The organism is Devosia sp. UYZn731 (genome assembly GCF_040546795.1).
In the GTDB taxonomy this organism is placed as follows: Bacteria; Pseudomonadota; Alphaproteobacteria; order Rhizobiales; family Devosiaceae; genus Devosia.
Window position 1 is genome coordinate 98115 of record NZ_JBEPOL010000001.1, and the last position, 13010, is coordinate 111124.

General features: G+C 62.8%; 13 protein-coding genes. 1 reads left to right on the forward strand and 12 read right to left on the reverse strand.

Going from position 1 to position 13010, the window contains the following annotated elements; all coding sequences use genetic code 11:
* Window positions 1–18: 18 nt before the first annotated feature.
* Window positions 19–1158 (reverse strand): tRNA guanosine(34) transglycosylase Tgt, encoded by a 1140-nt coding sequence (tgt, locus tag ABIB57_RS00445; RefSeq protein WP_354037895.1) that lies wholly within the window; start codon window positions 1156–1158, stop codon window positions 19–21.
* 118 nt (window positions 1159–1276) lie between these two features.
* Between tgt and ABIB57_RS00450 the strand changes: the two genes are divergently transcribed.
* Window positions 1277–1702 (forward strand): hypothetical protein, encoded by a 426-nt coding sequence (locus ABIB57_RS00450; protein ID WP_354037896.1) that lies wholly within the window; start codon window positions 1277–1279, stop codon window positions 1700–1702.
* Here the strand turns inward: ABIB57_RS00450 and queA are convergent.
* The 11 genes from queA to ABIB57_RS00505 all read right to left on the reverse strand — a co-directional run bounded on the left by queA (window position 1699) and on the right by ABIB57_RS00505 (window position 12998).
* Complete coding sequence (gene queA / locus ABIB57_RS00455; RefSeq protein ID WP_354037897.1) at window positions 1699–2781, reverse strand: tRNA preQ1(34) S-adenosylmethionine ribosyltransferase-isomerase QueA; 1083 nt, start codon at window positions 2779–2781, stop codon at window positions 1699–1701. The genes ABIB57_RS00450 and queA overlap by 4 nt on opposite strands.
* Window positions 2782–2831: 50 nt before the next feature.
* Complete coding sequence (locus ABIB57_RS00460; protein WP_299721773.1) at window positions 2832–3281, reverse strand: DMT family transporter; 450 nt, start codon at window positions 3279–3281, stop codon at window positions 2832–2834.
* Window positions 3282–3440: 159 nt separating this feature from the next.
* Window positions 3441–3920 (reverse strand): peptidylprolyl isomerase, encoded by a 480-nt coding sequence (locus ABIB57_RS00465; protein WP_354037898.1) that lies wholly within the window; start codon window positions 3918–3920, stop codon window positions 3441–3443.
* A gap of 205 nt (window positions 3921–4125) precedes the next feature.
* Complete coding sequence (locus ABIB57_RS00470) at window positions 4126–4683, reverse strand: peptidylprolyl isomerase (protein WP_354037899.1); 558 nt, start codon at window positions 4681–4683, stop codon at window positions 4126–4128.
* Window positions 4680–5174, reverse strand: coding sequence for a pantetheine-phosphate adenylyltransferase (gene coaD / locus ABIB57_RS00475; protein ID WP_354037900.1), 495 nt, complete (start codon window positions 5172–5174; stop codon window positions 4680–4682). The genes ABIB57_RS00470 and coaD overlap by 4 nt, the downstream gene beginning before the upstream one ends.
* A 45-nt stretch (window positions 5175–5219) precedes the next feature.
* The gene (locus tag ABIB57_RS00480; protein WP_354037901.1) at window positions 5220–6440 is read right to left on the reverse strand and encodes an MFS transporter; all 1221 of its coding nucleotides are present in this window, start codon (window positions 6438–6440) and stop codon (window positions 5220–5222) included.
* Entirely contained in the window at window positions 6437–6919 is a 483-nt protein-coding gene (locus ABIB57_RS00485) for a GNAT family N-acetyltransferase (protein ID WP_354037902.1), read from the reverse strand. The genes ABIB57_RS00480 and ABIB57_RS00485 overlap by 4 nt, the downstream gene beginning before the upstream one ends.
* Complete coding sequence (locus tag ABIB57_RS00490) at window positions 6916–7533, reverse strand: LysE family translocator (RefSeq protein ID WP_354037903.1); 618 nt, start codon at window positions 7531–7533, stop codon at window positions 6916–6918. The genes ABIB57_RS00485 and ABIB57_RS00490 overlap by 4 nt, the downstream gene beginning before the upstream one ends.
* A gap of 228 nt (window positions 7534–7761) precedes the next feature.
* Window positions 7762–10536 (reverse strand): DNA gyrase subunit A, encoded by a 2775-nt coding sequence (gene gyrA / locus ABIB57_RS00495; protein WP_502914342.1) that lies wholly within the window; start codon window positions 10534–10536, stop codon window positions 7762–7764.
* Between the two features lie 200 nt (window positions 10537–10736).
* Complete coding sequence (locus ABIB57_RS00500) at window positions 10737–11930, reverse strand: TCR/Tet family MFS transporter (RefSeq protein ID WP_354037905.1); 1194 nt, start codon at window positions 11928–11930, stop codon at window positions 10737–10739.
* A gap of 267 nt (window positions 11931–12197) precedes the next feature.
* Window positions 12198–12998: an aminoglycoside phosphotransferase family protein gene (locus ABIB57_RS00505; protein ID WP_354037906.1), complete on the reverse strand. Its 801-nt coding sequence runs from the start codon at window positions 12996–12998 to the stop codon at window positions 12198–12200.
* Window positions 12999–13010: the final 12 nt, after the last annotated feature.

Below are 13010 nucleotides of genomic sequence, written 5' to 3' on the forward strand. Positions count from 1 at the left end.
ACCGCGGAAGAACGGAAATTAGAGTGTTGGCAGGTCGCCGGCGTCCCATGCTGCACGGGTCGCGGCGGCGTAGTCGGAAAAACTGTTGGCTTCGATCGCCGCGCGGGCGCCTTGGACCAGCTCTTGATAATAGGCCAGGTTGATCTGCGAAAGGATCATCGCCCCTAAAATCTCTTCGGTCCTGACCAGATGGTGAAGATAGGCGCGCGAAAAACGGCGGCAATTGGAATTGGGCGACGCCTCGTCGATGGGACGATGATCATCCTTATGCCGGGCATTCTTCAGGTTGATGACGCCGAACCGGCTATAAACATGGCCATGGCGGCCGGCGCGGGTCGGGTGGACGCAATCGAACATGTCGATGCCCCGCCCGATGGCGCCCAAGATGTCATCGGGCTTGCCGACGCCCATCAGGTAGCGCGGGCGATCGGTTGGCAACTCCGGCGTGATGTCCTCGATGACGCGGAACATGACTTCCTGCGGCTCGCCCACGGCAAGGCCGCCAACCGAATACCCATCAAAGCCGATCGAGGTCAGCCCAGCCGCCGAACGGGCCCGCAGTTCGGCATTATCGCCACCCTGCACGATGCCGAACAGCGCGCGGTTCTGCTGGTTGGCGAACGCGGTCTTGGAGCGGTCGGCCCAACGGAGCGACAACTCCATGGCGCGCTCCATTTCCTTGTACTCGGCCGGTAGGGCGATGCACTCGTCGAGCTGCATGATGATGTCGCTATCGAGCAGCGTCTGGATTTCGATCGAGCGCTCTGGCGTCAGCTCATAGGCCGAGCCATCGATATGGGATTTGAACGTCACGCCCTTTTCGGTCAGCTTGCGCAACTTGGCCAGCGACATCACCTGGAAGCCACCGCTATCGGTCAGGATCGGCCGCTGCCAATCCATGAACGTGTGGAGGCCCCCCAGCCCAGCCACGCGCTCCGCGCCGGGGCGCAGCATCAGGTGATAGGTATTGCCCAAAAGGATATCGGCGCCGGTCTCGCGCACCTGTTCGGGGTACATCGCCTTGACAGTGCCGAGCGTGCCCACCGGCATGAAAGCCGGGGTCTGGATATCGCCCCTCGGCGTATCGATACGGCCGCGCCGTGCCATGCCGTCGGTGGCGGAAAGGGTGAAGGTCACGAGTTTGGTCGAAGCTTGCATGGCGCGGGTTGTATCGGTTCAGCTTCTATTGGACAACAGGGGCAGACGGTCGATTTCGGCCATGATTGCCACCCAAGATCACGCCGATTTGACACCAGCACTTTTCACAGGTTTGCCCATGCTCCGCTTTGCCCTGCCCCTGCTTGCCGTCGCCATTTTTGCCAACCCGGCCTGCGCCCAAGAGGGCAATTATACCGGCAGCGGCGAGGGCGAACTCAGCGCCAAGATCAAGCATATCGACAATGACGTCTTTGCCATTTCGCTCGACACGATCGTTCCAATGGAAAGCGACATGCCTGGCTGCGCCGGGAGCGTCGAAGGCGAGGCCATCCTTGATGAAACCGGTGGCAACTTATTCGTTGAGAACGAGGACTATGAGCCGGGTTCGGACAGCCCGATGCTGGGCGAACAATATTGCGAGGTCAAACTAAGCTTCGACGAAGACGGTTTCCTCAACATCGAGGAACAGACCGGCTGCCTCACCTATCACGGCGCCGCTTGCGGCTTCACCGGCCAGTTGCTCAACGAGAACGCTGTGAACTAAAGCCCATTGTCTTCCGGCATTTCCGCTCGCAGCAGCAGCGACGAGTCCCCGTACGAATAGAACCGATAGCCCTCGGCGATAGCGTGCTGGTACGCCTCGCGCATCGTGTCCATCCCGGCAAACGCGCTGACCAGCATGAACAGCGTCGACTTGGGCAGATGGAAATTGGTCATCAGCACGTCGACCGTCTTGAAACGAAAGCCCGGCGTGATGAAAATCGAGGTATCGCCGCTGAACGGCTTTAACGCGCCCGTCCGCACCGATGCCGATTCAAGCAGCCGCAGGCTCGTCGTGCCGACCGCGACGATACGGCTACCGGCCGCCTTGGCCGCGAGAATGCGCTCGACGGTATCGCCGTCGATCTCACCCCATTCGGCGTGCATGACGTGATCGTCCGTGTCCTCGGCCTTCATCGGCAGGAAGGTCCCTGCCCCCACATGCAGCGTAACGCGCTCGATGGTGACGCCGTGTTCGGCCAGCTTTTGCAGGAGCTCTTCAGTAAAATGCAGCCCCGCAGTGGGCGCAGCGACGGCGCCGTCATGGGCGGCGTAGACGGTCTGGTAGTCGGTCTTGTCGCGTTCCTCGATGCCGCGCTTGGCGCCGATATAGGGCGGCAACGGCATGGCGCCGTGGGATTTGATCGCCTCGTCGAGCGCCGCGCCGCCGAGGTCGAATTCCAGAGTAACTTCGCCGGTTTCACCCTTCCCTGCAACGCGGGCGGTCAGCGCCGTGCCGTCGCCATTGCCCAGTTCCAGCCGGTCGAGCAGCGCCAGCCGCTTAGCCGGGCGGGCGAAGGCGCGCCAGGTATGGGCATCGTCGCGCTTATGCAGGTTGAACGACACCGACGCTCGGTTATCGCCGCGAATGCGGGTGCCACGCAGTTCGGCGGGCAGCACGCGGGTGTCGTTGACCACCAGCACATCGCCCGGCTTCAGCAGCCAGAGCAGATCGGGGATGGCCCGATCCGACAGGCCATGGACCGGGTCCACCACCAGCATGCGCGCACTATCGCGCGGCTCGGCCGGGTGGAGCGCAATGAGGGATTCGGGAAGCTCGAAGTCGAAATCGGAAACACGCATAACGCGTGGTTAGCATGGCAGATGGCCACAAGGCGAGATTTGAGTGGCGGCTAAAGCACGCGGATCATGATGGCGCCCGCGACCAACAGCGCGGCACCGGCGGCACGGCCAAGGGTGATCTCACGCACCGCGATGCCCATGAAGCCAACCCTATCCAGCGTCAGGCCGGCGAGCAACTGGCCGGCAATGGCTAGGCCCATGACAGCGGTGGCGCCGATCATCGGCGTCAGAAATACGGAGCTGGTCACATAGACCGTGCCCAGCGCGCCGCCGGCCACGAACAGCCAGGGCGCGGGACCGCTGAAATTGATGCTCGTGCCCTGCACCTTGGCAAAGACCAGGGTCACGACCCAAAGAATGATCGCGCCCGCGAGAAACGACATGGCCGCCGCCGCAATCGGCAGGCCCAGGCCCTTGCCAAGCTGGACATTGATCGGCCCCTGCGTGGCGATGCAGGCGCCGGCGATAACGCCTAGCAGGGTCCACAGGATGGTTTGCATGGGGCGCACTCGGGGTCGGTCTCGAATTACGGGAAAGGCACCCCCACCTAACCTCCCCCTCAAGGGGTAGGACCTCTCCATTCTTGGAGCTCTATCGAGTCCCAATCACTGGAGCACTCCTCCCCCTTCCAGGGGGAGGTTGGGTGGGGGTTAGCTTACTTACTCAGCCAAGTCAGCAGCAACGCGAACGGTGACCATCTTGTCTGGGTTCTGCACGGGCTCGCCGCGCTTGATCTGGTCGACGTTTTCCATGCCTTCGATGACATTGCCCCAAACAGTATACTGCTTGTTGAGGAAGGGCGCGTCGGCGAAGCAGATGAAGAACTGCGAATTGGCGCTGTCGGGATTGGACGAGCGGGCCATCGAAGCGGTGCCGCGAACGTGCGGCTCGGCCGAGAATTCCTGCTTCAGGTCCGGGTACTTCGAGCCGCCGGTGCCGGTGCCGCGCGGATCGCCGGTCTGGGCCATGAAGCCGTCGATGACGCGATGGAACACGATATTGTCGTAGAACTTCTCGCGCGCCAGCTTCTTGATGTGGGCGACGTGGTTCGGCGCCAGGTCTGGGCGCAGGGCGATGACGACATTGCCCTTGGTGGTTTCGATGACGAGGGTGTTTTCGGGATCAGCGTAATCGGCCATGGGGCTCACTTTCTTCAGTTTTTGTGGAATGCGTGGTGCGCATGTAAGGGGAATGGGCGGGCGGTGCAAGGCGGGGACTTCGTACCCCCACCTAACCTCCCCCTGAAAGGGGGAGGAACAGATCGCGTCTGCCCACGATACTGCCCAAACCACAGAACGGTCCCTCCCCCTTCCAGGGGGAGGTTAGGTGGGGGTTCGCTCGGACTTACTTATATTCGATCTTGGCCGAAATAATGCTGTCCGGCCCATCGACCACGCCGCTCTGGTCGGTGCCCTTCTTGAGCGCATCGACGGCTTCCATGCCGGAAACAACTTTGCCGAAGACCGTGTACTGGCCATCGAGGAAGCTGGCATCCGCATAGGTGATGAAGAACTGCGAATTGGCGCTATCGGGATCGGAGGCGCGGGCCATGCCGAGCACGCCGCGCTGGAACGACACCGAAGTGGTGAATTCAGCCTTGAGGTCCGGCAGGTCCGAACCGCCGGTGCCGTCGCCTTTCGGATCACCGGTCTGGGCCATGAAGCCGTCGATGACGCGGTGAAACTTGAGGCCGTTATAAAACCCCTGATTGGTCAGGGTAACGATGCGCTCGACATGGGCGGGCGCTAGGTCAGGCAGCAGCTCGATATCGACATCGCCCTTGGGCAGCGTCAGGATCAAATGCGGCGTGCCTGTGGGCGTCTGGGCCCAGGCGGGAGCGGCGAAAACGGTGGCAGCGGCAATGGCGAGCGCACCGAACAGACGGCGGGAAACAGCGATCATTTTGATTTCAGGGCCTTGAGAACAAGCTGCGGGACGAAGGCGGAAATGTCGCCGCCCAGCTCGGCTATCTGGCGCACCAATGTGGCCGAGATGTGCCGCACGGGCGGGCTGGATGGCAGGAAGACGGTCTGCAGGTCGGGCGCCATCTGGGCGTTCATGCCGACCATCTGCATCTCGTAATTATAGTCGGTGGTGTCGCGCAGGCCTCGGATGATCAGCTTGGCGCCATGCTCGCGAGCGGCGGTGACCATCAACCCACCGAAGTCGACAATCTTGAACTCGGTATCGGTGCGCTTGCCGACCGGGGCCAGCACCTGTTCGAGCAGGATCAGCCGATCCTCATGGGCGAACAACGGCGTCTTCTTGCCGGAATTGATCCCGACCGCGACAACCAGCGTATCGACCAGCTTGCAGGCCCGCTCGATCACGTCGAGATGTCCATTGGTCACCGGATCGAACGAGCCGGGATAAAAGCCCACCAATTTGCTCATTGTGCCCTCCCCAAGGTATTGCCGGGTTTTGTCACGCTGGGTGAGTCAAGGCAAGCGGCGCAGCATGGTAATGGCGGTGACCATGCCAAGCAGTAGCACCAGCGCCCCACCACAAAGAAAGGCGGCCCCGGTGCCGTAGGCGCTGGCGATCAGGCTGCCGATGAAAGGCGCCGACAGCATCACCGTGGTGATCAGCGCCTCCCCCGTCGCGAAGACGCGGGCAATGCGATCAGGCGGCGTTTCGGCCTGCACGATGGTGCGATACGGCACCAGCATGAACGCGGTCGATCCGCCCATCACGGCCAGCGCCGCGAAATACAGCCAGATCGGTACGGCAATGTGCGCCATGGCCGCCAGGGCGATGGCAACGGTGACAGCCCCTGACAGCATTGCCGACCAGCTCATGCAGGCGATCGGATGGCTGGCCAAGCGTCCCGCCACCAAGGCGCCGATCAGTCCACCCCCGCCCGACGCGGCGATGCCGAAACCGAATGCCGTGGGGCCAAAACCAAAATCGGCGGCCAGCAAGGCAATCAGCGCGTCATAGAGAAAGAAAGCGAAATAGGCGACGGCGGAAAAGACCAGCGCCAGCAGCAGCATTCGGTTGCGCCTGAACTCGGCGGCGCCCGCCGACAGTTCGGTTCGAATGTCAGACGGCTCACGCGCTTCCCGCAGCGGCAGGCCAAGTTTGATCAGGCTAAGCGCAGCCACCAGCGACAGCACGGCATTAAGGCCGAACACCGATTGCGCCGGTATAAAGGCCAGCAGCAATCCACCCAGTGCCGGGCCGGCGATCTTGGAGGTCTGGTTGATCGCCTGATGCAGGCCATTGGCGCTGGCCAGCAACGTGGGCGGCGTCGAGGCCTGGATAGCCGCCTGCCGCGCCGGGGTGAAAGCCGAGTCGATGGATGACCGCAGGAATACGAGAAGCAGCACCAGCGGCGTGCTGCTGGCAAAAACCAGCGCCAGCGTGGTCAAACCACGACCGAGATTGGACAGCACCAGCACGCGCCCCAGCGGCGTGCGATCGATATAGACCGCCAGCAGCGGGCCGATAAGCACATAAGGCAGCGTCAGCGCGAAGCCGAACAGCGCCAGCACGAACGGCCCCTCCCCCCAGGCAAACACCAGCAGCGCGACCACGGCCGCATAATCGAGCCAATCGGCGAAGTCTGCCGGGATACTCGCCAGCGCCAGCCGACGTGGCACCGCCAAAGCAAGCAGCGCGCGATAGCCGCCGGGTTTGGTCGCAAGAGTGTCGGTCACGCCGGATCATCCTTCTTGGCCGGATGGCGGATATAGATATCGATGACGTATTTGCCGAACCGCTCTTCCAGCAGGGTCCATCCGAGCCCCAGATAGAAGGCTCGCAGGCTCGGTATGGCGTAGAGATAAACTTGGGGGTGACCCTGCCCGAACATTGTAGAGACCGCGCGTTCGACCAGCGCCTTGGCCAAGCCGGCGCGACGAAACTCCGGGTCTACCCAGAGCGCGGCAACCCATGGGGTCAGCTCGGGCCGCTCATCCAGGTCGGAGGCGATAGCAGTGACGGTGCCGGCGAAGACGCCGTCCGAAACCGCCACCAGCGTAAAAGGGAAATCCGTGGCCGCGACGACCTCGGAAAGCTCTTGCTCAACCTCAGCGAGTGGCTCGCCATTGGGCTCCGACCAGGCGCGCCAGATGCGATCGGCGACCTCCGGGAAGAACTGCCGGGCGTCGCGCAGATTGACGATATCGAGGGTCATGCCCGCCGTTGCAGCGCGAGCCAGACGCCGCCGCACATCAGGATGGCGCCCGAGACGCGGTTGACCATGCGGACGCGGGCGGCGGTCAGCAAGTGACGCATCTGGCCGGCCGCGACGGCGTAGATGGCGTCGCTGAGGCTGGTGATCGACATGGTGATCAAACCGAGGGTCATGATCTGGCCGAAGGCGGGGCGGTTCAGATCGACGAACTGGGGCAGGAAGGCGCTGAGGAATAACAAGGTCTTGGGATTGGACCAACTGACCAGCATGCCCTGCCGGATATAGCGGCCGATGGGCAGGCGATCTCCCGCATTGAACTGCAATTCGCCGGTGGAGCGCAGCATTTTCCAACCGATCCAGATCAGGTAGGCGGCGCCGGCGAGCTTGATGATTTCGAAAGCGCCGGAAATGAAGGTCATCACCGCTTCGAGGCCAATGGCGACCACGAAGACCATGCTGAGCATGCTCAGTTGAGCGCCGAGGATGGTGATCAGTCCCGCCTTGGTGCCACCCGCCAGAGAATTGGCGATGACCACCGAGACCGAGGGGCCGGGAATGACGGCAAACAGGACGCAGGCCAGAATATAGGGCAGCAGGATATGGGGATCAATCATGGGGGACTCCTCTTGGAGCAGCGAGCCACAGAACTCGATCGGTTGGCAAGGGTTGAGCCCTGAATTGGCGGGCGGTAGCCGCACTTCACCTCTCCCTTTGGGGTAGAGGTCGACCCTCTTGGGTCGGGTGAGGGGCCTTCCGCGGGCGCCTCACCCGGTAAAGGCCCCCTCACCCGAAGGGAGAGGTGAAGACAAAAAAGAAGGGCGCCGAAGCGCCCCTCAAATTCCTTATTCCGCCGTCGGCTCGTCCGGGGTTTCCGGGCCATCCGAACCGTCCGGGGTTTCCGGGCCATCCGAACCGTCCGGGGTTTCCGGCCCGTCGGGTGCATCCGGCGTATCGACTGCCTCGGGGGCATCGCCCTCTTCGTCATCCTCGGGCTCGCTGATGCGCTCCACCGAAACCACCTTCTCGTCCTCGGCGGTATCGAACACGATGACGCCCTGGCTACCGCGCGAGACGATGCGGATGGGCTTCTTGCCCTCGACCGGCATGCGCGTCATCTGGCCCTTGTCGGTAACCAGCATGATCTGGTCCTCGTCGGCCACCGGGAAGGAGGCGATCAGCTTGCCGTTGCGCTTGTTGACGGCCATGGCGGTGATGCCTTTGCCGCCGCGCCCGGTGATGCGGTATTCATGGCTCGACGTGCGCTTGCCATAGCCGTTTTCCGAGATTGTCAGGATGAACTGCTCGGCTTCGCTCATGGCGACATAGCGGTCCTGGCCCAATTCACCCGCGACCACTGCCTCTTCGGCATCATCGGTGGCGGTCTCTTCGCTGTCGCCCTCGCCACGCACGGCGCGGCTCATCTTGAGATAGGCGACACGCTCTTCGGACACCGCATCGAAGTGGCGGATGATCGCCATCGAGATCACGATGTCCCCTTCGGCAAGCTGGATGCCGCGCACGCCGGTGGAGTCGCGGCCCTTGAACACGCGCACTTCATCGACCTGGAAGCGGATCGCCTGGCCTTGGGCGGTGGTCAGCAGCACGTCGTCGGCCGCCGAGCAGGTGTCGACGCCGATAATGCCGTCGCCCTCGTCCAGCTTCATGGCGATCTTGCCGTTCTGGCGCACTTCGACGAAGTCGGCCAGCGAGTTGCGGCGCACGGTGCCGCGATCGGTGGCGAACATGATGTCGAGATCGGCCCACGTGCCCTCATCCTCGGGCATGGGCATGATCGAGGTGATGCGCTCGCCCTGCTCCAGCGGCAGGATATTGATCAGCGCCTTACCGCGCGCATTAGCGGCCGCCAGCGGCAGGCGCCAGACCTTAAGCTTGTAGACGATGCCGCGACTGGTGAAGAACAGGATCGGCGTATGCGTATTGGCCACGAACAGGCGGCTGACGAAATCCTCGTCGCGCGTGGCCATGCCCGAGCGGCCCTTGCCGCCACGGTTCTGCGCCCGATAGGTCGAGAGGGGCACGCGCTTGATGTAGCCGCCATGGGTCACGGTGACGACCATGTCCTCGCGGGCGATCAGATCCTCGTCCTCGAAATCGGCGGCGCTATCGGTGATTTCGGTCTTGCGTGGCGTGCCGTATTGATCGCGGATCGAGGTCAATTCGTCGCGGATGATGGTGATCACCCGTTCGCGCGAGCGCAAAATATCGAGATAGTCGGCGATTTCGGTGCCAAGCCCATTGAGCTCGTCGCCGATTTCATCGCGGCCCAGCGCCGTCAAACGGGCGAGACGCAGTTCGAGAATGGCGCGGGCCTGTTCCTCGCTGAGGTTGAACGTGCCGTCCTCGTTGATCCGGTGACGTGGATCGTCGATCAGCGCGATCAGCGGCGCCACGTCGCTGGCCGGCCAGCGGCGGGTCATCAACTGCTCGCGCGCCGTTGCCGGATCGGGCGCGGTGCGGATCAGGGCTATGACTTCATCGATGTTGGCGACGGCCACAGCCAGGCCGACCAGGATATGGGCGCGGTCACGCGCCTTGTTGAGCATGAACCGGGCGCGGCGCGTCACCACTTCCTCGCGGAAGGCGATGAAGGCCACGAGGATTTCCATCAGGTTCATCAACTGCGGCTTGCCGCCGTTCAGCGCCACGAAATTGCAGCCGAACGAGGATTGCAGCGGCGTGAATCGATAAAGCTGGTTCAGCACCACATCGGGCAGTGCATCGCGCTTGATCTCGATGACCACGCGCATGCCCTCACGCGAAGATTCATCGCGCATGTCGGCAATGCCTTCGATCCGCTTCTCGCGCACCAGATCGGCAATCTTCTCGACCATCAGCGCCTTATTCACCTGATACGGCAATTCGGTGATGATGAGCGCTTCACGCTCCTTGCGGATTTCCTCGATGGCGACACGGCCGCGCATCATCACGCCGCCGCGGCCGGTTTCATAGGCCGAGCGGATGCCGTGACGGCCCAGGATAATACCGCCGGTGGGGAAATCTGGCCCGGGCATGACGGCCATCAGGTCTTCGGTGGTCACATGCGGCTGGTCGAGCACCAGCAGCGTCGCCTCGATGACCTCAGCGAGGTTATGGGTCGGGATATTGGTGGCCATGCCCACGGCAATGCCGCCGCCGCCATTGACCAGCATGTTGGGGAACCGCGCTGGCAGCACCACGGGCTCATGTTCGGAGCCGTCATAGTTGTCGCGGAAATCGACGGTGTCCTTATCGAGATCGTCGAGCAGGTTGCCGGTGATGCGCTGCATGCGCACTTCGGTGTAGCGCATTGCCGCCGGCATATCGCCATCGACCGAGCCGAAATTGCCCTGGCCCTCGATCAGCAACTGCCCCATGGAAAAGTCCTGGGCCATGCGAACCAGCGCCATGTAGACCGATTGATCGCCATGCGGGTGATACTTACCGATCACGTCGCCGACCACACGCGCCGACTTGCGATAGGGCTTGTTCCACTCGTATCCATTCTCGCTCATCGAGAACAGGATGCGGCGATGCACGGGCTTGAGACCATCGCGCACATCGGGCAGCGCCCGGCTCACGATCACGCTCATGGCGTAATCGAGATAGGATTTGCGCATCTCGTCGGTGATCGAAATCAGCGTAATATCGGACGGCGGCAGTGCGCCGGCCCCGTCATCGGGCGTATCTGTCACTGGGGTGATTCTATGTTGTTCGAACTGGCCATTTATATAGGCGATTATGGGCAGGAATGCCAATTTTCGAGGCGGTCAGCCTGTGGATAGGCATCCCTGCAAATCCATCTCCGCAAAACGCCGCCTTACGTCGCTGGAGCCATAGCCGGCTTGTCGAATCGCAAACCGAGCACCAGCGGTATGGTGATCGCGTAAACAACCACGACAGAGAGCCAGATGGCGCCGGGCCACTCCTCGCGGAACACGAAATAAAGGCTCGCGAACGCCAGCGGCGCGATGATCGAGGACAGGCTGACCGCCGACTGCAGCACGCCCTGGAACTGGCCCTGCTGGCTCTCGTCGACCTGTCGCGTCGCCAGCGACTGCAGCGCCGGCACGCCGATACCGCCCAGCACCATGATCGGCATGATGGCGAAGACCACCCAACCCTCATGGGCAAAGGCCAGCACGATCAATGCAATCGACGCGCCGGCAATTCCGGTCAGGATAGCACCGCGCTCGCCGAGCAGCTTAACTGCCGGTCCGGGCAGGAAGGCCTGCGCCAGCGTCTGGCAGACGCCATAGGCGCCGAGCGACAGCCCGATCCACAACCCGTTCCAGCCGAACGCGTCGTTGCCCCACAGCGCCCAGCAGGTGCCGTAAACCTCGCCGGTGCCGCTGAAGATGAAGAAGATCAGAACGATCGGCAGCAGGCTCTTGAGTGAAAACACCCAGCGCAACGGCCGCAGCGGATTGAGTGCCGCAAAGTCGATCTTCTCGCGGGTCGGGGTTCGCGACTCCGGCAGCATTAAGAACGCGAGCAGCAGGTTGCCTCCGTTCAGCACGGCCGCCGCAATGAACGGCAGCCGCACCCAATAGTCGCCCAGCAGGCCACCGAGAACCGGCCCGATGATGAACCCGATGCCGAACATGGCGTTGAGCAGCCCGAAGCGGCGCGCCCGCTTATCCTCGGGGGAGATGTCGGTGATGTAGGCGGCCGCCACGGAGGTATTGGCGCTGGTCAGGCCCGCAATGGCGCGCCCGAGCAACAGCAACCAGAGATTGGGCGCAAAGGCCAGGAACAGGTAATTGACCGCCGCCCCGGCCAGCGAAATCAGCAGCACTGGACGGCGGCCGAGCCGGTCGCTGAGCGAGCCGAGCACCGGCGCGAAAATGAACTGCACGGCCGCATAGAGGGCAGTCATGATGCCGATATAGGTCGCGACGTTCCCGGCGTGGGTCACCTCGGCAAGCAGCGTCGGCAGGATGGGAAAGATGAGGCCGATGCCGACGGCATCAAGGACAATGGCGGTATAGATGACGACGAGTGGTCTGTTCATGGCGTGTTTCCGGATGGCGCAAACATGCAGCGCCGCGCGGCGCCGATAGCGTGCGATGGAGCCTGAGCGATGTCAGGCAATGGGTGTTTTGGAAACGCTGGCCGACCATGCCAAAAGGCGCATGGAGGGCGTGTGCTTGACCGCCTGGACGACTATTCGTCCACCTGTTTACTCCGCCACTGAGCGGATCAAGGGAAGTGGTCGCTTTTCGCGATAACCGACCACATACGCCCGGCGGCGGGGCTCCGCAAGCCCCATTACTCAGAACTACGCCGTAACCATGCGATCAAGGACATCGTAGTGCCTGACCATCCACGCGGCACTGCGGGCTCGCCAGGTGACCGCCCATAGCGGCGTTGGGTCCGTGCTTTCCGGCGTGACCTTCGCCTCCACGGCTTCATTGGCAGCGCTGCGAATAGCGAAGTCTCGCATCTGACCGACAAACCCTACGCGACCGGACCGCGGCAGCTCATAGCCGTCGAGCAACATCTTCACCTGTCGTCCCCTGGCCTCTGCGGAGCCTAGTCCGAGAACCTCCGCCAAGTCGTCATCGAACAGTAGCGCATTGAGCCAACAGACCTGAGCCAGCTCGATGATCGGATCGACCGGCCCGGCTTGTTCCCAATCGATCAAAGCGACCGGCAAACCGCCTCGCGCAATGATGTTCCACGCGCCGGTGTCACAATGCCCGATGACGCGGGGTTGGCCGAGGTGCCGCCCGAACCACGGCCGCCATACGGCATTGGGCTGGGGCACAAATGATGCTGAGGCGATGTGCAGCTTCCTGACCATTTCCCCAAGCGCGGGCAGTGCGCTGTCAGTCCACGGATTGGGATGAATGCTCTCGCCCTCGACATAGGTGAGCATCTCACGCCCTTTCGCGTCGAAGCCTTCTCCGATGATGCGGGGAGCGTGCTCGAACCCCTCCTGCTCCAGGTGTCGCAGCAGGGCAGCCGTGGTTGCAGACCATGGCGCGGCCTGCCGAAACACCACATCGCCCAGCCGGGTGACGGTCGACCTGCCACCAACCAGGGACAACTCGTCGGTACGATTATCTTGCTCTGTCATGACGCCATTGTG